The organism is Arthrobacter sp. zg-Y769 (genome assembly GCF_020907405.1).
Lineage (GTDB): Bacteria > Actinomycetota > Actinomycetes > Actinomycetales > Micrococcaceae > Arthrobacter_B.
This window is the reverse complement of record NZ_JAJJOE010000012.1, coordinates 133,598-151,687: the sequence shown is the minus strand read 5'-3', so window position 1 is coordinate 151,687 and position 18,090 is coordinate 133,598. Positions and strand designations below refer to the sequence as shown.

At 65.8% G+C, this 18,090-nt stretch carries 18 protein-coding genes and 1 tRNA gene; 16 read left to right on the top strand and 3 right to left on the bottom strand.

The window, feature by feature from the left end; translation table 11 throughout:
- Positions 1-104: 104 nt before the first annotated feature.
- Positions 105-737: a uracil phosphoribosyltransferase gene (gene upp / locus LOC60_RS13095; RefSeq protein WP_230025852.1), complete on the bottom strand. Its 633-nt coding sequence runs from the start codon at positions 735-737 to the stop codon at positions 105-107.
- A gap of 75 nt (positions 738-812) precedes the next feature.
- Here upp and tadA point away from each other — a divergent pair, with 75 nt between their 5' ends.
- The 6 genes from tadA to LOC60_RS13065 all read left to right on the top strand — a co-directional run bounded on the left by tadA (position 813) and on the right by LOC60_RS13065 (position 5,817).
- Positions 813-1,283 (top strand): tRNA adenosine(34) deaminase TadA, encoded by a 471-nt coding sequence (gene tadA, locus LOC60_RS13090; RefSeq protein ID WP_230025850.1) that lies wholly within the window; start codon positions 813-815, stop codon positions 1,281-1,283.
- Positions 1,284-1,353: 70 nt separating this feature from the next.
- Positions 1,354-1,839, top strand: a complete 486-nt coding sequence (locus tag LOC60_RS13085) for a pyridoxamine 5'-phosphate oxidase family protein (protein ID WP_230025848.1) — start codon at positions 1,354-1,356, stop codon at positions 1,837-1,839.
- 76 nt (positions 1,840-1,915) lie between these two features.
- A tRNA-Ser gene (locus tag LOC60_RS13080) sits at positions 1,916-2,005 on the top strand.
- Positions 2,006-2,385: 380 nt separating this feature from the next.
- Positions 2,386-3,537 carry a hypothetical protein gene (locus LOC60_RS13075; RefSeq protein WP_230025846.1) on the top strand — a complete coding sequence of 384 codons (1,152 nt, stop codon included), beginning with the start codon at positions 2,386-2,388 and terminating at the stop codon, positions 3,535-3,537.
- 172 nt (positions 3,538-3,709) lie between these two features.
- On the top strand, positions 3,710-4,711 hold the full coding sequence (locus LOC60_RS13070; RefSeq protein ID WP_230025844.1) for a hypothetical protein: 1,002 nt from the start codon (positions 3,710-3,712) through the stop codon (positions 4,709-4,711).
- A gap of 389 nt (positions 4,712-5,100) precedes the next feature.
- Positions 5,101-5,817 (top strand): EcsC family protein, encoded by a 717-nt coding sequence (locus LOC60_RS13065; RefSeq protein WP_230025842.1) that lies wholly within the window; start codon positions 5,101-5,103, stop codon positions 5,815-5,817.
- 276 nt (positions 5,818-6,093) lie between these two features.
- Here the strand turns inward: LOC60_RS13065 and LOC60_RS13060 are convergent, their stop codons facing one another.
- Positions 6,094-6,975 carry a manganese catalase family protein gene (locus tag LOC60_RS13060; RefSeq protein ID WP_230025840.1) on the bottom strand — a complete coding sequence of 294 codons (882 nt, stop codon included), beginning with the start codon at positions 6,973-6,975 and terminating at the stop codon, positions 6,094-6,096.
- 333 nt (positions 6,976-7,308) lie between these two features.
- On the opposite strand from LOC60_RS13060, the gene LOC60_RS13055 reads away from it, so the two are divergent.
- The 5 genes from LOC60_RS13055 (at position 7,309) to LOC60_RS13035 (ending at position 9,272) form a co-directional block, all read left to right on the top strand.
- Complete coding sequence (locus LOC60_RS13055) at positions 7,309-7,518, top strand: hypothetical protein (protein WP_230025838.1); 210 nt, start codon at positions 7,309-7,311, stop codon at positions 7,516-7,518.
- The gene (locus LOC60_RS13050) at positions 7,515-7,787 is read left to right on the top strand and encodes a hypothetical protein (RefSeq protein ID WP_230025836.1); all 273 of its coding nucleotides are present in this window, start codon (positions 7,515-7,517) and stop codon (positions 7,785-7,787) included. The genes LOC60_RS13055 and LOC60_RS13050 overlap by 4 nt, the downstream gene beginning before the upstream one ends.
- Before the next feature lie 10 nt (positions 7,788-7,797).
- Positions 7,798-8,520 (top strand): GAF and ANTAR domain-containing protein, encoded by a 723-nt coding sequence (locus tag LOC60_RS13045; protein ID WP_230025834.1) that lies wholly within the window; start codon positions 7,798-7,800, stop codon positions 8,518-8,520.
- Positions 8,521-8,616: 96 nt separating this feature from the next.
- On the top strand, positions 8,617-8,880 hold the full coding sequence (locus LOC60_RS13040) for a hypothetical protein (protein WP_230025832.1): 264 nt from the start codon (positions 8,617-8,619) through the stop codon (positions 8,878-8,880).
- Between the two features lie 62 nt (positions 8,881-8,942).
- Complete coding sequence (locus tag LOC60_RS13035) at positions 8,943-9,272, top strand: hypothetical protein (RefSeq protein ID WP_230025831.1); 330 nt, start codon at positions 8,943-8,945, stop codon at positions 9,270-9,272.
- Between the two features lie 18 nt (positions 9,273-9,290).
- On the opposite strand, the gene LOC60_RS13030 is transcribed toward LOC60_RS13035, so the two are convergent.
- Positions 9,291-10,157 (bottom strand): patatin-like phospholipase family protein, encoded by an 867-nt coding sequence (locus LOC60_RS13030; protein WP_230025829.1) that lies wholly within the window; start codon positions 10,155-10,157, stop codon positions 9,291-9,293.
- 111 nt (positions 10,158-10,268) lie between these two features.
- Here LOC60_RS13030 and LOC60_RS13025 point away from each other — a divergent pair, with 111 nt between their 5' ends.
- The 5 genes from LOC60_RS13025 to LOC60_RS13005 all read left to right on the top strand — a co-directional run bounded on the left by LOC60_RS13025 (position 10,269) and on the right by LOC60_RS13005 (position 18,069).
- A complete protein-coding gene (locus LOC60_RS13025) occupies positions 10,269-10,724 on the top strand; it encodes a 23S rRNA (pseudouridine(1915)-N(3))-methyltransferase RlmH (RefSeq protein ID WP_230025827.1) in 456 nt (151 codons plus the stop codon).
- A gap of 129 nt (positions 10,725-10,853) precedes the next feature.
- Entirely contained in the window at positions 10,854-11,486 is a 633-nt protein-coding gene (locus LOC60_RS13020) for a hypothetical protein (protein WP_230025825.1), read from the top strand.
- Between the two features lie 73 nt (positions 11,487-11,559).
- A complete protein-coding gene (locus LOC60_RS13015; protein WP_230025823.1) occupies positions 11,560-12,294 on the top strand; it encodes a YcnI family copper-binding membrane protein in 735 nt (244 codons plus the stop codon).
- Between the two features lie 117 nt (positions 12,295-12,411).
- On the top strand, positions 12,412-13,113 hold the full coding sequence (locus LOC60_RS13010) for a DUF4232 domain-containing protein (protein WP_230025821.1): 702 nt from the start codon (positions 12,412-12,414) through the stop codon (positions 13,111-13,113).
- 69 nt (positions 13,114-13,182) lie between these two features.
- The gene (locus tag LOC60_RS13005; protein ID WP_230025819.1) at positions 13,183-18,069 is read left to right on the top strand and encodes an ATP-dependent helicase; all 4,887 of its coding nucleotides are present in this window, start codon (positions 13,183-13,185) and stop codon (positions 18,067-18,069) included.
- Positions 18,070-18,090: the final 21 nt, after the last annotated feature.

The following is an 18,090-nucleotide window of genomic DNA, read 5'->3' as shown; positions in this document are numbered from 1 at the left end:
CCCCCCCCCCCCCCCCCCCCCCCCCCCCCCCCCCCCCCCCCGCCCCCCCCCCCCCCCCCCCCCCCCCCGCCCCCCCCGGCCACGCACCCCTGCGGGTGCCGTGGTTAGACGACGCCGTAAAGCCGGTCGCCGGCGTCGCCCAGGCCGGGAACGATGTAGGCGTGTTCGTCCAGGCGCTCGTCGATGGAGGCCAGCACCACGGTGACGTTGGCGTCCTGGAGTTCCTCCTTGAGCACCGAGAGGCCTTCCGGAGCGGCCAGCAGGCAGATGCAGATGACTTCCGCGGCGCCGCGCTGGAACATGAACTTGATGGCTTCGCGCAGGGTTCCGCCGGTGGCCAGCATCGGATCCAGGACGAAGACCTGGCGGCCGGTGAGATCGTCCGGCAGGCGCTCGGCGTAGGTGATGGCTTCGAGGGTTTCTTCGTTCCGGGCCATGCCCAGGAAGCCAACCTCTGCCGTGGGAACCAGGCGGGTCATGCCTTCGAGCATGCCGAGGCCGGCGCGCAGGATGGGCACCACCAGCGGGGTCGGCTTGACCAGACCCGTGCCGACGGCGGAGGTGACGGGAGTCTCGATCGGAACCGGCTCCACGCGGACGGTCCGGGTGGCTTCATAGGCCAGGAGGGTGACCAGCTCTTCCGTCAGCTGACGGAAGATCGGTGACGGGGTGTCCTTGTCGCGGAGAACGGTGAGTTTGTGGGCAACGAGGGGGTGATCCACTACAAGTACGCGCATGCTTCAAAACTACCACTGCCCCCTGCCTCTCTCCGCGTTGGCCCGGGGACGTGCGGATGGGGGACGATGGCAGGCATGGAGTCCCTTTCCCGAACACACGAGGCTTGGATGGGCCTTGCCCTGGCCGAGGCCCGCAAGGCACTGGACACAGGCGACGTGCCGATCGGCGCCGTCGTACTGGGTCCCAACGGCGAGGTACTGGGAACCGGACGCAACGAACGCGAGGCGACCGGGGATCCGACGGGCCACGCCGAGGTGCTGGCCATCCGTGAGGCTGCAGCCGCCGTCGGCGAATGGCGACTGGAAGGCTGCACCTTGGTGGTGACCCTCGAACCGTGCGCCATGTGTGCCGGCGCGATTGTCCTGGCCCGGGTGCCGAAGGTGGTGTTCGGTGCGTGGGATGAGAAGGCCGGGGCCTCCGGTTCCGTGTTCGACATCCTGCGGGAGCGGCGGCTGAATCACTGGGTGGAGGTGTTCCCCGGGGTGCGCGAGGAGGAATCGGCGCGCCTGCTGCGGGATTTCTTCGGCTCAAAGCGCAACTCCTAGCGTTCCGCACGCTTCGGTTTGTACGTAGGCTTACTCATCCCGGAACGCTACGACTAAAGGAGTTTCCGTCATGGGATCAGAGCAGGATGGACGGGACACCGTCGTCAAGATTCTTGAAAAGGCCCGCATTGCCACGCTGACCACCGTGGACCTGCAGGGAAACCTGGTGAGCCGGCCGCTGCAGCTGCAGGAGGCGGATTCGGACGGAAACCTGTGGTTCTTCACGCCGGACCCCTCCCCCAAGGCCGACGAGGTCCGGGCGAATCCGCACGTGAACGTGGCCATCAATGATTCCGAGGGTTTCCTGTCCATCAGCGGCACCGCGACGCTGACGAAGGACCAGGGCAAGATTTCCTCATTGTGGAAGACCTCGGTGGAGGGCTGGTTCGAGCAGGGCCGCGAAGACCCCTCGGTCGCGCTGCTCAAGGTGGACTCGGACACCGCCGAATACTGGGCGACGGATGAGCCGAAGCTCGTCAGCCTGTTCAAGATCGGCAAGGCTGCAGCCACGGGCGGCACTCCCGATATCGGCAAGAACGACGTCGTCGACCTCTAGTTCCCCGCGGGCCTCCGAGGCCGTGACGGGACTGCTTTTGGGGGTTGGGCCTTCTACCCGGTAAGGTTGACGCGTTGGTGACGTGTCCGAGCGGCCGAAGGTGCAACACTCGAAATGTTGTTTGGTGTAAAAGCCAACGTGGGTTCAAATCCCACCGTCACCGCCAGATGCAAAAGACCCCGTTTCCCTTGTAAACAAAGGGAAGCGGGGTCTTTTGCTTTGCGCCGAGGGAGTGCTGCAGTAACGCAGCAGTAACAGGATTCTCAGAGCGGGACTTGAGGTGGCGCTGCTGCAGCCCGACTTCATCAATATCGCTGGCTCCGAGCAGTCTTCGGTTGGGAGTGCTTTCGAGTAAGAGTGCGGCGCTATCAGGGATTTTGCGAGCTACCAGGAGTCCGCGGTAGTCCCGGCTATTTTGTCCGACCGCGGACTTGAACGGCGTCCGGATGCCTGAACCACCGCCGCGCCAGGTAAGAGTCTCCTTGGCCGCCTGTCGCTTCAGCGAGGCGACCGGGCTAGCCAGCTGCCCAACCCTATGATTGTCGGATGTATCCACCACCTAGCGGGTCGGAACTCACGGCCGAGCAGCGTCAAGAACTTGATGACACGTTCCTGTCCTCTGATCCGCATGCGTATTTCAGCGCTCGGATTGGCATGCTACTTCAGTGGGCGGACTGTGGTGAGGACAGTCGTGAGAATTCTATGGGGCAGAGGGGCGGTGAGCAGCGCACCGCCGGAGGATTCGCTCGCCTTCTCGGCCAACCCGATGGGTTCTTTCCTCAAACCTCTCAGGGATCAATTACCCCACAGATCGCCACGGACGCCTATGCCTTGCGACACCATGCAGCGGAGTCCCTTGTGCGATTAACTGCAGCGCTTTCGTCGCAGATGGAGGAAGCCGAGTCATGCGTGTGGGAGACGCTGTCGACCGGGAAAAATCAACTCGAAGATGTCGTGAAGCAACTGCGCGGGTCTTTTTCGTCGGAGGAAGCGTTGGAGAAGTTCGCCGACCTGGTTCTCCGCAGGCAGGATCTGCAGGGAGGGATGACCGAGCAACTTGCCTCAGCGGTTAGCGTCTTCGCCGACTGGCTCGACTTCGCTATCGCCCTACTTGTAGGACACGAGCTTCAACTCAACGCCGCGCATAACAAGGTCAAGCACGGTCTGTCTGTCCGTGCCCGCAATGACCTCAAGGTATCGTTTTCCACCACACCGCCCAGCGCAGATGGGACCATCCCCATTAGTGCACTCACAGGTCCGGATGCGATCGACGTCTTCGACCGTCCGGTTATCGAGGTCCTAGCAACGGCACCAAAGATAGACGGGCATAAGCAAGGGCTGGAGCTGACGCAATTGACGGTGGATGTCCCTGCGGTTCTCGCTGAGACGTACATGATCGTCTGGGTCCACGGGGCGATGTTCCATGTCGCGGCTGCCCGACACTTCGACGGTCGACTGGACCTCCCAGACGACCTGTACGAGCCGCTTTACCCGGGCTATCCGATAGGTGGCCCTCGCCCTAACGACATATCTACCAAGGCACCGGTCGGAATGAGATTCCCTCTCACTACACCTCCAGGGGGTGGGCCTGTGCAACGACCAGCGGGAATCGCCTATCGGGACTTGTTCATCCCGTTCACGTTCACTGGGCCTGCAATGCATAACATCCGGCTTGTCGATAATGAGACGGAGATGTAGTGCGTGCACCCCAAAAGGAAGCCACGGGAACATCGGGAGAGTCCGAGGTCTTGGTGCGCAGTTCTAGCGGCTGGGCTGGGCCGGGGTCTTTGACAGCCGACACGACACGGGGCCTGACCTGTATTTGCGGCCCCGGGAGACCCGCAGGCACGCTGCTGGCAAACTTGTTGGTATGAACGACGACGCCCCAGCTCCTACCGATTACTTCTGGGACCAGCTTGGACCCTGGATTACCGAAGTCCAGACCTTATCCACCGACAGCCATGCGTATCCCCTTGCCCAGAACTCCCTCCTTGCCGGTGATGAGCTGGGAGCCACTGGACTACCCGGGACAGCCGCCGTCGTCAGGACGCTGCTCGATGCGGCAGTTGACGATATCGCATCCGCCTATGCACTCGTGACTGCAGCCAGCCGCCTAAGCCCGGTTGCGATCCCCACCCTAGTGCGCGGAACTATCGAACTTGCCGGTCTGGGTATGTGGGTACTGACTGGGCATGGTCGATCTGGACGGCAAGAAAGGGCGCTCCGGGTCGCGTATGACTCCCACGCCAATGCAATGAAGTTTCATGCTCATCTCTCGCAAAACATGGCGTTGCCTCCAAACCAGCGAACCGAGGCTAGGGAGCAGGTGTCTAAGACCAAAGATGCTGCTGCTGCCTTGGCAGACACGGCAGCCAAAGCCGGACTAAGGAAGACAAGAATAACGGCAGCGCTAAACCGGACGGAGGCGCTAAAGGAAGTTGATAAGGATAGGGAGACTCAGTTCTTCTCCCGTTGGCAGCTCTGCTCAGGATTCGCCCATGGTTTGGCGTGGGCACCCTCTTTGTTTCACACAGCGGTGGGCATGCACACAATGGAAGGCGGCGGAACAGTGACCATCAGCACTATGACTGAGGACCGGGCACTAGCCATGCTGCAATGGGGGCAAGGTGCAATCGAAGAACTCCGTGGCACTTTCGGAGCCGGCCGAACCTTTATCACTGACGATACCGAAGCAAGACTCGTTTCCAAGCCCTGGGCGAAGATGCAGGCTGAGACAGAGGCCAAAGGACTGAAGATCGAATACCTACTTCCAGCTCCAGTCCCTCGACGTCCACCCAGCAGCACTACCTTCTTCGCTCCCTCGCCCGGTTCAGAGTGCATGGAAGAAACGGACCGTTCCCCGGAGAGCTGACGCAGCGCCTCAACGTCATTGAGCACACAGTACCCGACGACCAGCAATGTCGTTTTCCAGAGACGCCGACGTTCCGGATCCGACCGAACATATGAATCGCGCCGTCCGAACTCAAGGGCCCTCCCGGCGGATGCAAATCTATCGGAGGCTCTCGACCACAACATAACCGACATTATGTTGTGGGCTTGGTAGTCCTTAGGACCCAGTCCGGAGCAAACCATTCACCTAGTTCACATAAAACTAGGAACTCCCTAGTCACTGCACTGGATCATCTTGTCCGTTACAGTGCAGTGAGGCTGCCAATTTCACCGATGCTAATTTGGTAGCCCCTTTCCCGGCGGCGCACCTCCTGCCTTCGGTGCTCGCACGAAAAAGACAGAGAGATCGCGATGGACAACACGACCACCCCCGAAGAAATGCCGACGGGAAACGCAGAAAAGGCATCCCAGCAACTCCAAAAAATGGTCGGCAAAGTGATCGACACTGGTATCGGTCCGCTGACTGGGTCGATCACGTGGGCGGAAGATCGCCTGAAGCGTATCCAGGGTGCTCGCTATGAACCCAATACTGATCCGACACGGAAGGTGAAGCCGGACGATCGTGACGATATCGAGAAGGCGATCAGGAGGCTGATCGTCGAGTCGGTTGAAGCGGCTGGCGTGGGCGGATTCGTGACCGGCCTCGGCGGGTTCATCGCGATGCCGGTGACCATTCCTGCAAACATGGCCGGGGCACTCGTGATTAATGCACGTTTGGCGGCCGCAATCGCTTACCTTCGCGGATATGACCCAACGGATCCGCATGTCCGCACGGTTGCCACGCTCGTTGCGGTGGGCTCTAACACCCAACAGATCGCTAAAACAATCGGCATCAAGGTCAGCGAGAAAGTTGCGATGGAGGCGATCAAAAAGGTCCCAATCGCGGTGATTCGTGAGATCAACAAAAAGGCCGGTTTCATGCTGGTGGCCAAGTTCGGCACAAAACGTTCGGTCGTTACCTTGGCGAAGGGCGTCCCACTCGTCGGCGGGGTAGTCGGCGGCGCCGTGGACGCGACCATGACCAACGTAGTCGGCCGTACGGCGAGAGCGATGTTCCCCGTCGAGTGACCGATCTGCGTTCAACGGCTGGGGCGAGACCATGTCCTGGTGCAGCTGGGTACCTGTGACGACCGCGTGGACCGAGGCCATGAATCCCTACCCCTGTCTTGCCTCACGGCCCCGGGGTGGAGAACTTAGCTAGCCGGACCTGAAGTGTCGCTGCGTGCAACGCCGAAGTAATTCGCCCAACACCGGTTTGGTTCCGCCGCGGACGGACACAAGAAATGCCCGGACGCTCTTGCGTCCGGGCATTTTCAATTCCGCAGATTATCCGCAGGTGCGCAGTTACTCGCGGTTCAGCTTGTCCTGAACCGTGCCGGCAACCTTTTCCACGACATTGGGGATGTCGGTGGTGCCGTAGTAACGGGCATCCGGACGGGTGACGTCTGGCATGAGAGCCGTCGTCGTCGGCCCCTCGTGGTAGCTGAACTCGCCCTTGCCGTCCGGCGTGGGACCGGAGGCCCACGAACCCTCGGACGCGTGCTTGCCGTCGGAGAAGTTCAGGTACTGGTAGGAGAGCTCCCGGTGTTCCTTCTTGATCGGGAAGTTGCTCGGAACCGGAAGCAGCTCGTGGCCCTCTTCCTGCAGTTCCTTCGCAGCGGCCGTCCACATGTTCTGGTGCATCGTGTCGCGGGCCAGGAGGAACGCGAGCATATCGCGGACGCCCTTGTCGTCGGTCATGTGGTACAGGCGGGCGACGGCGAGGCGTCCCTGCATTTCGATGTTGGCGTTGGACGTGAAGTCAGCCAGCAGGTTGCCGCTGGCAGTGACGTAGCCACCGGTCCACGGGTTGCCGTTGCTGTCCACCGGACGGGCGCCGGCGCCGGCAACAATGGCGTGCTGAACGTCCATGCCGCCGACCACTGCTGCGATCGTCGGATCGGACTGCACGGCGTCGTCGGTAATACCCAGGGGAGCCTTTTCCAGCAGCTGGGCAATCATGATGGCCAGCATTTCCACGTGGCCCATCTCTTCGGCGGCGATGCCGTAGAGCAGGTCACGGTACTTACCGGGCAGGTGGGAATTCCACGACTGGAATCCGTACTGCATTGCTACGGTGATTTCACCGTACTGTCCGCCGAGGACTTCCTGCAGCTTGCGGGCGAAAACAGCATCCGGCTTATCGGGTGTGGCTGAGAACTGGAGTTCCTGCTTATGAAAAAACACTATGCACCTCCGCATATCAGGCCCGACATTAGTTGGGCCGCCTCTTATGGCAACCCCGGGGGCCAGTTAGTGAAACCTATCGCAGCAACTAAGTAATAAGCAAACTTAGTAATCGGACGGCCGCAGGACGGTTTTCCTGCGTGTCCTGCCGGACTTGCCTTCAGCGGGATCCGCCGTTTACGCTGAAACCCGAGGCCCAGCAGTGCGCCGCGGAACTCCTCTTTTGGGAATCCTGTGGACCATAAACTGCGTGTACTCGTTCGGCTTGATGTCGACCCTTCCTCCCCTGTCCTTGAAGTGACCGGCTGCCTCACGGCCGACAGTTGGAGCTCCTTGGCGCCCCTGATCCGGAAGACTGCGGCTCTTGTGCGCGGACACCGGATTACCGTGGACCTGACCGCCGCCCAGCACATCGAACTTGTTGCCGTCTCGTCCCTGCAGGACAGCGCGCACGGCCGCGAGCTTGACCTCCGGATCGAATGTCCGGATCCCCTCCCGGAGTGCCCCGCCCTGGTCCCGGCCGGCGGAGTGGCGAACCGATGACAGTCTTCCGCACCCGGCACCGCTCGGCGTTGTCGCTGGTGGATTTGCCGGCAGACCCCCTGGACGTTCAAGCGCTGGCCGAGCTGCCCCGGAAGACCCTGCAAAGCCTGACGGACCGCGTCTACCGGCAACTGGATTCCGAGCATCCTTCCGCCTACGCCTTGGAGTGGTACAGCGCCTTAACCGGCGAATGGGCGAGACGGATCAGTGCCGACAGCCACCCGGAGAAGCGGTCCCATTACGGCGGAACGGTGAGTCATGAGGAATAGTGAGCCAGCCTTGCCCGGTGATCTTCCCTTGGATGAACTTTCCACTCTTTTCGCCCGGATCCAGGGAATGCTCCTCACCGAGGAAACCGTGGCCCACGCCGTTGATCTGCTTGCTCAGGCGATTAAGGAAACCATTCCCGGTGCCGTTGGGGCCGGGGTTTCGTTGATGGACCGACAGGGCCGCAGGACCAGCACCGGGTCCACCGATGAGTTGGTAGTGGCCGCCGATGAGCTGCAGTACAAGTTGGGAAGCGGGCCTTGCCTGGAAGCCTGGGCAGGTGCGGCCCCGGTACGGTCGGACGACCTCGCGGCGGACATCCGCTGGCCGGGATTCAGTGGCCCGGCGGCTGAGATGGGGTTGCGCTCCGTGCTGAGCGTGCCGCTGCTCCATAAGACGGAAATCCTCGGTGCAATCAAGATTTACTCCATGGAGACCGAGGCCTTCGACGAGCGCACTGAACACCTGCTGACGCTCTTTGCCGGCCCCACGGCCACGCTGCTGGCGAACATTCAGTCGGCTGAAGTCCCGCACCGGGTCAGCAGGGAGCTGAAAGACGCTATCGCAAGCCGGGACAGCATCGCGTTGGCCCGCGGTATCCTCATGGAGCGAAGGGGGCTGAATTCAGACGAAGCCATGCGTGAGCTGATCATCCTCTCGCGCAGCAACGGGCATTCCCTGCGCAGCGTCGCTGAGCAGGTCATGATGAGCGTCAGCAACCGACAGCGCTACTAGGGGCAGACGATGGGTTTCGAGGCGGTTGAGCCGGAGCAACGGCAGTTGCTTCAGAAAGCGCTAGAGGACGCCCGGTTAACTGTGCCCGAGGTGTGGATGAGGTACTTCAGCATCGGAGGTGCAGCCGGTGAATACGAGGTTGACGCCTATATCAACGGCTCCCTGTCTCTCCCTCCCCTCCAGCGGGACATCCTCGCCCATGCCGCGAACGAGCTCATCGACCAACTGCCCGCGCGTCCGCGTGCACCGTACTGCGCCGAAGTGACCCAACGCCGGGCGTCCGGCGGGCGTGAACAAAACGGCCGGGACGGCGAAAATGATCCCTCGCGCCAGCACCGCAGGAACGCCGGCGAGGACTAGCCTCACCCCGGCTTCCTTACCCGCAGTGCGACCGGGCCGGGGCGGCCTTTGTAGGATGAAGCATGGACACCAACGAATCACAGCCCACAATTGCCCAGCTGCGTGCACGCCAGACCGACCTCGTGCTCGCCCTGGCGACCGAGTCCCGCTCGGACCGCCTGCAGCAGTACAGCGACGAACTCGAGTACCTCGTTAAATACATCAACGAGCGCGAAGAGGCCGAAGCAGCTGCCGCATCGGAAGCGGCTGCTGCTCCCGCCGCACCCCAGGCCGGCACACCCCAGGCCGGCGACACCGTTCCCCAGGCAGACGGCGTCGAGCAGCGTGAAGACGGCGTGGTGATTGAGCCGGGTTCCGATCTGGAGGCCGACGTCGACCGCGACGACCGCTAGCCCGGCACCACCCCGCGCTCAGCCCTCCCAGAACCTCCGCAGGGCCTCGGCAATCTCCTTGGCCTGCCGCCGGCCGGCCTCCAGCGAGGGCCGGCGGGTGGAATCCAGCAGCATGTTGGTGCCGAAGGCCTGCAGGGCGTAGGCGTCCGCTTCGATCAGGAACACCCGGCCGTTCTTCTTCAGTGTCTTCACGGCCTGCGGAAGCGTTGGCCCAAACGGACTCTGCGGAGCCTCGATGCCGCAGGAAATAACCACTACCTTGTGGTGTCCCTCGGCGACGTCGGCGTTGGTCCCCGATCGCATTCCGCCGTCCATGTAGGCACGGCCGTTGATGTGCACGGGCGGCCACACCGTGGGCACCGTACAGCTGGCCGTCACGGCGAGCGCCAGATCCACCCCCGCGGCGGCGTCGAACACCCGGAAGCTGCCGTCTTCGGCGTCCACGGCCGTGATCCCGAAGGCCCGCTCCGGCCACACCGGGTTCGGCACCAGCGACCGGATGCTGCCCACCCACGCGTCTTCGCTGAGCGCGGTGTCGGCTTTGAGCGCCACCTGCCCCAGCCGTGCCCGCGCCGCTTTCTCCCCGCCGCCGCCGGCACCTGCGGCGCCGATCAGGTTCATGAACCGTTCCCCGTCGAAGCTGTCGGGCTCCTGGTACTCGGGTGAGGCAGTGCGGTCCGCCGCCCCCTGCTGGGCGGCCACCGCCGCCGGGACCTGACCGAAGCGCAGGGCCGCGCCCACCACCGATCCGGCTGAGGTCCCCACCACCAGGTCTGCCTCGTTCAGGTCAATACCCTGATCCAGCAGCTCGCCCAAAAGACCGATTTCCCAGGCGATTCCGGCAACTCCGCCGCCGCCCAACACCACTGCACGCGATTCGGACACGTTGTAACCCCCTGGCTGACGCCGTCGAAGTGCTGTTCCCTGTTCCCCGCAGTGTAGGCCAGCAATCCGCCCGGTTACCGGAGCGGGGCGGTTCCGGGCTTGAATGGTTCCATGGCATTGAAAGTTTTGATGGTGGGCCGCAAGCATGAGGACTGGGTGGTTGACGGCATCCGCCGGTACGAAAAGCGGTTGAAGAAGCCCTTCGACCTGAGCTGGGTACCCATCCCGCATTCGGCACGCGAGGGGGATGCCGCCCGGCGGGAGGAATCCGAGCGCCTGCTGGCGAAGGTCGGATCCGATTACGTGATCCTGCTGGACGAGCGCGGCAAGGCCATCACCTCCCCGGCGCTGGCGCAGACCCTGCAGCGGTCGCTGGATTCCTCGCGCAACGTCACGCTGATCATCGGCGGGGCCTACGGCGTGGACCAGAGCGTCCACGACCGGGCCGACTTTGTCTGGTCCCTCTCCCCCCTGGTCTTCCCGCACCAACTGGTCCGCCTGATCCTTGCCGAACAGGTCTACCGGGCCCAGGAGATCGCCGGCGGACGCCCGTACCACCACGAATAGAGGGGTACGACGGCGGCCTCCCGCTCAGGTTGGCGTGCCGTCGGCAGGGTGGCTGCACGGTAAAGTAGGAGCAGTTTTTCAGCAGCCCGGCCGGCTTTGCGCCGCGGCCGGCGGAACCGGAAAGGAAGCATGCCCCAGCGCACCGACCCTTTCCGGCTGCTCCGCGCCGGCATCGCCACAGCGGTTATTTTCGCCCTGGCCTCCGGTGCCCATCTGGCCGGCGGCGGTGTCCTGCCCGAACCGGTCCTCCTCATTGCGCTGGCGGCCTTCACCCTTGCCGGCGTCAGCATCACCGCCGGACGCCGGTTCCGTCCAGACAGCGTCTTCCTGGTCCTCGGTGCCGCGCAGCTGGGACTCCACGGGGCGTTCCGTGTCCTGACCTCCGGCGTCCAGTGCCTGCCCGACACTTCCACGCATCACGGCACCGCGATGGTCTGTCCGGAGCCGGCCCCGCAGCCCGGCTCAGCCGCAGCACACCACCTGTCCGACTTCTCCCCGCTCCAGCACGACGCCGGCCCCGCGCTGTTCCTCGCGCACCTGGCCGCCGTGGTGCTTTCGGCGCTGGCACTGGCCCGCGGCGAGGACGCCCTCCACGCCACCGCCGCCTGGCTGCGGCCGCTGTTCACCCCTCCGGCTCCGGCTCCGGTTCCGTTCCGGACCGCCCGCCCGGCCGTGATTTCCGGCCCGGCCGCCGGAACCCCCCGCACCCGGTACTGCTCCGCTCGCCCGCAGCGCGGACCGCCGTCGTACGCAGTGCCCTAATCCCTTTTCCAGCACCACTTCCAACCGCCGTCAGTGCGGTTCCCTGGCCATGCGCCACCGAAAGGCATTTTCCATGCGTACTTCCTCCTCCGTCCTCCTTGCCGCCGGCGGCACCGCCGCCCTGATGGCGCTCGGCCTGGGCCCGGCAGCCGCCCACGTACATGTCACCCCGGACACCACCGGAGCCGGCGAATCCGCCCTGCTGACCTTCGACCTCTCGCACGGCTGCGAGGGCTCCCCCACCACGGCCCTGACCTTCACCCTCCCCGACGAACTGACGGACGCCACCCCCACGGCGCACGCCGGCTGGGACATCAAGAAGGTCACCGAGGAACTTGCCGAACCGCGAACCCTGCCCAACGGCACGCAGGTCAGCTCCCGCACAAGCAAGATCGTCTACACCGCCAAGGAACCGCTCGCCGACGGCGTGCGGGACACCATCGTCCTCAGCGTCGACCTGCCCGACGCCGAAGACACCACCCTGGCCTTCCCCGTGCTGCAGAGCTGCGAAAAGGGCGAGGCGGACTGGTCCCAGATCCCCGCCGACGGCCAGACCGACCACGACCTCGATTCCCCGGCCCCCGCCGTCACCATCACCGAAGCGGACGACGACGATGATCACACCGACAGCGCCGGCCACGGCAGTGACCACGGCACGGCACCGGAACGTGCCTCCGCGGAGGACCGGAACGATGATGACGACGACGCCGCTGAAGTTGCCGGCTATGTCGGACTCGGCGCCGGTCTGCTGGGCCTGGCCGCCGGTGTTACCGCGCTGATCCGCACCCGGGGCCGCAGCAAGGCCTAGCCTGCCGGGCTGTTCGGACTGCGGGATCCCGCCCGCGCCCGTAACGGTTATGCGTCGATCCGTCCCGCCGGGCGGGGCGGATTGACGCACCCGCCGCCGGGCGGGAATGGTGAGAGCATGATCACCTCGGCACCAGTCTCCGCCCCCCGCAAGCTCTCCACCCGTCATCGGCTCTCCCCCTCCCGCAGGGCACTCACGCTCGTCGCTTTGCTGGCCCTTTCCGGTTCGGCACTTGCCGGATGCGGTTCCCGGGACGATGCGGACGCTTCGCCGTCGGCGTCCGCCACCGAAGGCGCCTCCGCCGGTGCGAGCGCGGCGCCGTCCCCGTCCGCGTCCCCCTCCGCGGAACCTGCTCCCGCGTCGTCACCGGCAGCCACGGGCGGGGCAGCCCAGGGACCGCTTCCCTGCACGGCCGGCATGCTGGCCGGTTCCGTCGAAGACCTTCCCGGCGGCGCTGCTCCGGGCGGCGTCTACCGTGCCCTGGTGCTGACCAACACCTCCGCTGACGGCACCTGCACCGTGGCCGGCTACCCCGGAGTTTCCTACCTTGACGCGGCCGGCCAGCAGGTGGGCGCACCCGCCGCACGTGCCGAAGGCGGCGAGGCCGTCCCCGTGACGCTGGCACCGGGCCAGTCCGCAGCCGCCGAACTGCAGGAAACCGTCGCGCAGAAATACGGGGACTGCCAGGTGCAGGAGACGGCCTCCCTGCTGGTGTACCCGCCGGAGGACACCGCCTCCCTGACCATTGCGTACCCCTCGACCGGGTGCGCAAACGCGGACATTGAACTGCTGCATGTGGGGACCCTGCAGGCCCGCTGATTTTCGGCCCGCAGCCGAACCCCCGGCGGCAGCGGGGAAACTGTCACCGGGGTGGGGAAGAATAGTGCCATGACATCGGCGTCTTCGGTGCTGGCAAAGTTCACCCCCGCGACCCGGGAATGGTTCGAGGGTGCCTTTGCCGCGCCCACCCCGGCGCAGGTCGGTGCCTGGGACGCCATCTCCGAGCGGGCCAACGCCCTGGTGGTCGCCCCCACCGGTTCGGGCAAGACCCTGGCCGCGTTCCTTTGGGCTCTGGACAGCTTTATTGCCTCTGCAGCCTCCGGGCCTGCCGCTCCTGCCCAGCTGCCGCTGGCGGACCTGCCGGTGTCCGCTTCCAAACCGGGGGCCGGAAAGCGCAGCCGGGAACCCAAACGCAAAACCAAGGTCCTGTACATCTCCCCGTTGAAGGCCCTCGGCGTCGACGTGGAACGCAACCTCCGGTCACCGCTGATCGGCATTACCCAGACGGCCAAACGGCTGGGCCTGCCGGCGCCGTCCATCACCGTGGGTGTCCGCTCCGGAGACACCCCGCAGAATGAGCGGCGTGCCCTGCTGACGCGTCCCCCGGACATCCTCATCACCACGCCGGAATCCCTGTTCCTGATGCTCACGTCCCAGGCCCGGGAAACCCTGGCCGAAGTGGAAACCGTGATTGTGGACGAGGTCCACGCCGTGGCCGGTACCAAACGCGGCGCGCACCTGGCCGTGACGCTGGCCCGGCTGGACGCCATGCTGGAAAAGCCGGTGCAGCGGATCGGCCTCTCCGCCACGGTGGAGCCGCACGAAACGGTGGCGCGCTTCCTCGGCGGCAACGCGCCGGTGCGGATCGTTGCACCGCAATCCCGGAAGAACTGGAACCTCACGGTCACGGTCCCCGTCGAGGACATGACGGACCTGGGCAATGCGCCCGGCACCGAGGACACCGCCGAGGGCGGCTACGCCCCGCAGGCAAGCATCTGGCCGCATGTGGAGGAGAAGATTGTCGACCTCATCGAGGCCAACCGCTCCACCATCGTGTTTGCCAACTCCCGCCGCCTGGCCGAACGCATCACCGCCCGGCTGAACGAGATCCACGCTTTCCGGCTGGAGGCCGCCCAGGCGGCGACGGGAACGGACGGAATCGCACCGCCCGCCGCACCCGCGCATCCGCCCGCCCAGATCATGGCGCAGGCCGGGGTTTCCGTGCTGCGGCGCCAGGACCTGGCGGTCGAGGACGACACTCCCGTGCTGGCCCGTGCACACCACGGCTCGGTGTCCCGGGACCAGCGGGCCATGATCGAAGATGACCTGAAGTCCGGGCGGCTGCGCTGCGTTGTGGCCACGAGTTCGCTGGAGCTCGGTATCGACATGGGTGCGGTGGACCTGGTGGTGCAGGTCGAATCGCCGCCGTCGGTGGCCAGCGGCCTGCAGCGGGTGGGCCGGGCCGGGCACCAGGTCGGCGAGATTTCGCAGGGCGTGATGTTCCCGAAGCACCGCGGGGACCTGCTCAACTCGGCCGTCACCGCCGAACGGATGCTGGCCGGGCAGATCGAACCGCTGGCCATTCCGGCCAATCCGCTGGACATCCTCGCGCAGCAGACCGTGGCCGCCGCCGCGCTGGGTTCCATCGATGTGGAGGAATGGTTCGACGTCGTCCGCCAATCCGCGCCCTTTGCCGGCCTGCCGCGCTCCGCGTTCGACGCCACCCTGGATCTGCTCTCCGGCCGCTATCCGTCGGACGAGTTCGCGGAACTGCGGCCCCGGATTGTCTGGGACCGCACCGAAGGCACCATCACCGGGCGTCCGGGTGCCCAGCGGCTGGCCGTCACCTCCGGCGGCACCATCCCGGACCGCGGCCTGTTCGGGGTGTATCTGGTGGGCGATTCCGAGGGGAAGAACAGCCGCCGGGTGGGTGAGCTCGACGAGGAGATGGTGTACGAATCCCGGGTCGGGGACATTTTCGCCCTGGGCGCCACGAGCTGGCGGATCGAAGACATCACCCATGACCGGGTGCTGGTCTCCCCCGCCTACGGGCAGCCGGGCAAACTGCCGTTTTGGCGCGGGGACACCCTCGGCCGGCCGGTGGAGCTGGGCCGTGCGCTGGGTGCCTTCGTCCGCGAGATGGCCGCCGCCGATGACACTGCGGCACGGGAACGACTAACCGCCGTCGGACTCGACGAATGGGCCGCGGGCAACCTGATCACCTACCTGCGCGAGCAGCAGCAGGCCACCGATGTGGTGCCCAACGACCGGTCGCTGGTGGTGGAACGCTTCCACGACGAACTCGGTGACTGGCGCGTGGTCCTGCACAGCCCGTACGGTATGCCGGTGCATGCGCCCTGGGCCCTTGCCGTCGGCGCGCGGCTGCATGCCCGGTACGGCCTGGACGGTTCGGCCATGGCCTCGGATGACGGCATTGTGCTGCGCGTACCGCTGATGGAGGACGAACCGCCCGGCGCCGAGCTGTTCCTGTTCGACCCGGAGGAACTCGACTCCATCGTTACCGCCGAGGTGGGCGGCTCGGCGCTGTTCGCCTCGCGATTCCGCGAGTGTGCGGCACGGGCGCTGCTGCTGCCGCGGCAGAATCCGTCCAAACGCACGCCGCTCTGGCAGCAGCGGCAGCGGTCCGCGCAGTTGCTGGATGTCGCCAAGAAGTACCCGACGTTCCCGATTCTGCTGGAAACGGTGCGGGAATGCCTGCAGGATGTCTACGATTTGCCGGCCCTGAAAGACATTGCGTCCGGTATCGAGCGGCGTGAGATCCGGCTGGTGGAGACCACCACGCCTTCGCCGTCGCCGTTCGCCCGCTCCATGCTGTTCGGCTACGTGGGCGCGTTCCTGTACGAGGGCGATTCACCGCTGGCCGAACGCAAGGCCGCTGCCCTGTCCCTGGATCCCACGCTGCTCAATGAACTGCTGGGCCGGGCGGAACTGCGCGAACTGCTGGACGCGCGGATCATTGCCCGAATCGAGAGTGAGCTCCAGCGCCTGGCGCCGGACCGCCATGCCCGCGGACTGGAAGGCGTGGCGGATCTGCTGCGGCTGCTCGGCCCGTTGTCAGTACCGGAGGTCGCCGCCCGGCTGCAGCCGGTGGAGCCTGACGTTGACGGGACCGGAACGGCGGTGGAACAGACTTGGGCCACCGCCACCCCGGAGGATGCCGAAGAGCTGCTGGAACAGCTGGTCCGGGCCAACCGCGCCCTGAAGATCGGCATGGCCGGCAGCACCCGATATGCCGCCATCGAAGACGCCGCCCGGCTGCGGGACGCCCTCGGCGTTCCGTTGCCGATGGGCGTTCCGCTGGCCTTCATCGAACCCGTTACGGATCCGCTCGGCGACCTGGTCGGCCGGTATGCCCGCACCCACGGTCCCTTCACCGCGGCGGAGGCTGCCGCCCGGCTGGGCCTCGGCGTCGCCGTCGTTACCGGTACGCTGCAGCGGCTGGCCGGCGAGGGGCGCGTTGTCGAGGGCGAATTCCGGCCCGTCGAAACGCTGCTGCCGGACGCGGCCGACGGCGACGACTCCACGTCCCCGGCCACCGCCACCGCCACCATCCCCACCGCTCCCGGCGGAACCGAATGGTGCGACGTCGAGGTGCTGCGGCGGCTGCGGCGCAGTTCGCTGGCGGCCCTGCGTTCCGAGGTGGAGCCGGTGGACCCGGCCACCTACGGCCGGTTCCTGCCGGCCTGGCAGAACGTGGGATCGTCCCTGCGCGGGCTCGACGGCGTGGCCACCGTGATCGATCAGCTTTCCGGCGTGCCGATTCCTGCTTCGGCCTGGGAACCGCTGATCCTGGGTTCCCGGGTGCGCGACTATGCCCCGGCCATGCTGGATGAGCTGACCGCTACGGGCGAAGTGGTGTGGTCCGGCAGCGGCTCCCTGCCGGGCAATGACGGCTGGATTGCCCTGCACCTGGCGGAAAACGCGCCGCTCACGCTCAACCCCTCCCCGGACTTCGAGCCAGGCGGCCTGCACCAGCGGCTACTGGATCTGCTGGGCAACGGCGGTGCGTACTTCTTCCGCCAGCTCGGCGACGGCCTGGCCGCGGACGGCATTGCCGAAACGGATGCGAACATCATCTCCGCCCTCTGGGAACTCGTCTGGGCCGGGCGGATCAGCAATGACACCTTCACACCGGTGCGGTCCCTGCTGTCCGGCGGGAAAACGGCCCATAAGCAGCGGGCCGCCACCCCTCGTGCCCGCACCGCCCGGATGGGACGTCTTGGCCGGGCGCCCGGGGCGTCGCTCACGGGCAATTCCATGCGACTCGCGGCCGGCGGCACGTCCGCTCCCGCGCTCCGCAATGCTCCGCCCCTGGTCGCCGGGCGGTGGAGCCTGCTCCCGGAGGTGGAAACCGATACCACGCTGCACGCCCACGCCACCGCCGAGCTGATGTTGGACCGCTACGGCGTGGTCACCCGCGGTTCCGTCGCCAGCGAAGGCACCCCGGGCGGGTTCGCCCTGCTGTACCGGGTGCTGGCCCGGCTGGAGGAGATGGGCAGATGCCGGCGCGGCTACTTCATTGAGCAGCTCGGTGCGGCCCAGTTTGCCGTGCCTGCCACGGTGGACCGGCTCCGCTCCTTCTCCGAAGACGCACAGCTGAAGCAGCCCGAATCGTCCGCCGTCGCCCTGGCCGCCACCGATCCGGCCAACCCCTACGGCGCCGCGCTGCCCTGGCCCACGCTGGAGGGCGGACACCGGCCCGGGCGCAAGGCAGGTGCACTGGTGGTGCTGGTCGACGGCGAGTTGGCGCTGTATGCCGAACGCGGCGGCAAGACCCTGCTGACCTTCACCGAGGAACCGGCCGCTTTGGAGCTTTCCGCCGCCGCATTGGTGCGGATCATCCAACGCGGTGCCGCCGAGAAGATGGCCATCGAGAAGGTCAACGGGACGGATATCCTCGATACCGAGGCCGCACGGGCACTGACCGCTGCCGGTTTCTACACCACGCCGAAGGGACTGCGTTACCGTGTCTGACCTGTTGTCCCCGTGCGTAGT

What these genes read in the sequence shown, in the direction of transcription:
- upp (WP_230025852.1), bottom strand. Translation starts at nt 737, where the DNA reads ATGCGCGTACTTGTAGTGGATCACCCCCTCGTTGCCCACAAACTCACC.
- tadA (WP_230025850.1), top strand. Translation starts at nt 813, where the DNA reads ATGGAGTCCCTTTCCCGAACACACGAGGCTTGGATGGGCCTTGCCCTG.
- LOC60_RS13085 (WP_230025848.1), top strand. Translation starts at nt 1,354, where the DNA reads ATGGGATCAGAGCAGGATGGACGGGACACCGTCGTCAAGATTCTTGAA.
- LOC60_RS13075 (WP_230025846.1), top strand. Translation starts at nt 2,386, where the DNA reads ATGTATCCACCACCTAGCGGGTCGGAACTCACGGCCGAGCAGCGTCAA.
- LOC60_RS13070 (WP_230025844.1), top strand. Translation starts at nt 3,710, where the DNA reads ATGAACGACGACGCCCCAGCTCCTACCGATTACTTCTGGGACCAGCTT.
- LOC60_RS13065 (WP_230025842.1), top strand. Translation starts at nt 5,101, where the DNA reads ATGGACAACACGACCACCCCCGAAGAAATGCCGACGGGAAACGCAGAA.
- LOC60_RS13050 (WP_230025836.1), top strand. Translation starts at nt 7,515, where the DNA reads ATGACAGTCTTCCGCACCCGGCACCGCTCGGCGTTGTCGCTGGTGGAT.
- LOC60_RS13040 (WP_230025832.1), top strand. Translation starts at nt 8,617, where the DNA reads ATGAGGTACTTCAGCATCGGAGGTGCAGCCGGTGAATACGAGGTTGAC.
- LOC60_RS13035 (WP_230025831.1), top strand. Translation starts at nt 8,943, where the DNA reads ATGGACACCAACGAATCACAGCCCACAATTGCCCAGCTGCGTGCACGC.
- LOC60_RS13025 (WP_230025827.1), top strand. Translation starts at nt 10,269, where the DNA reads ATGGCATTGAAAGTTTTGATGGTGGGCCGCAAGCATGAGGACTGGGTG.
- LOC60_RS13020 (WP_230025825.1), top strand. Translation starts at nt 10,854, where the DNA reads ATGCCCCAGCGCACCGACCCTTTCCGGCTGCTCCGCGCCGGCATCGCC.
- LOC60_RS13015 (WP_230025823.1), top strand. Translation starts at nt 11,560, where the DNA reads ATGCGTACTTCCTCCTCCGTCCTCCTTGCCGCCGGCGGCACCGCCGCC.
- LOC60_RS13010 (WP_230025821.1), top strand. Translation starts at nt 12,412, where the DNA reads ATGATCACCTCGGCACCAGTCTCCGCCCCCCGCAAGCTCTCCACCCGT.
- LOC60_RS13005 (WP_230025819.1), top strand. Translation starts at nt 13,183, where the DNA reads ATGACATCGGCGTCTTCGGTGCTGGCAAAGTTCACCCCCGCGACCCGG.